Source organism: Geobacillus sp. ZGt-1, from assembly GCF_001026865.1.
Lineage (GTDB): Bacteria > Bacillota > Bacilli > Bacillales > Anoxybacillaceae > Geobacillus > Geobacillus thermoleovorans.
Genome location: NZ_LDPD01000111.1, coordinates 1 through 728 on the forward strand (window position 1 = coordinate 1; position 728 = coordinate 728).

At 49.6% G+C, this 728-nt stretch carries 1 protein-coding gene; it reads right to left on the reverse strand.

Features of this window, described 5'->3' with window-relative positions; translation table 11 throughout:
* The coding region (locus VU18_RS15870) for a sensor histidine kinase (RefSeq protein ID WP_047758494.1) at nucleotides 1–728 on the reverse strand (728 nt) is incomplete at both ends.

A 728-nucleotide genomic window follows, 5' to 3' on the forward strand; every position in this document is an offset into this window, starting at 1 on the left:
TCGAAAAGCCGCGGTCGTATATCCGTTCCGCCACATCCGGATCAACGCCTAATCCGTTATCCTCGACCTCAATAATCAAGTCATCGCCGAGGTCGGTCAAAAAAATGGTCACTCGTTTCTCTTCTTTTCCGTTGTGGAGGACCGCTTCCATGGCGTTATCCAACAAATTCCCGATAATCGTCACCAAATGGTCGCGATCGATCCATGGCGGCACATCGCGAAAACTGCTTTCCCGATCAATTTCAAAGGTGATTTTCAGCTCATGGGCGCGGTTGAACTTGCCAATCAGCAGCCCGCCGATGATCGGATCCGGGATTTCTTTCATGACAAAACGAATGATATTTTGTTGTAAGTTCGTTTCTTTCGTAATAAGCTCAAGCGCTTCTTCATACGACTCAAGTTGAATCAACCCAGAGATCAAATACAGCTTATTGGAAAATTCATGTGTTTGCGCCCGCAGCGCATCCGCGTACACCCGGAGCTGGGACAGCTCTTTTGTGAGGCGATACAGCTCCGATTTGTTGCGAAACGTCGATACCGCTCCAATCACGCGCCCTTGCTTGTCTTTGATCGGAATTCGGTTCGCAATGACGGTCTCTCTCCCTAAAACCATCTCATCATCGTATTCCGCCCGCCCTGTTCGGATCACTTCGGGCAAGCGAGAATGGGGAATGAGCCGCAAAATGGGCATTCCCAATACACTGTGCTCCTTCTCATACCCAAGCAAC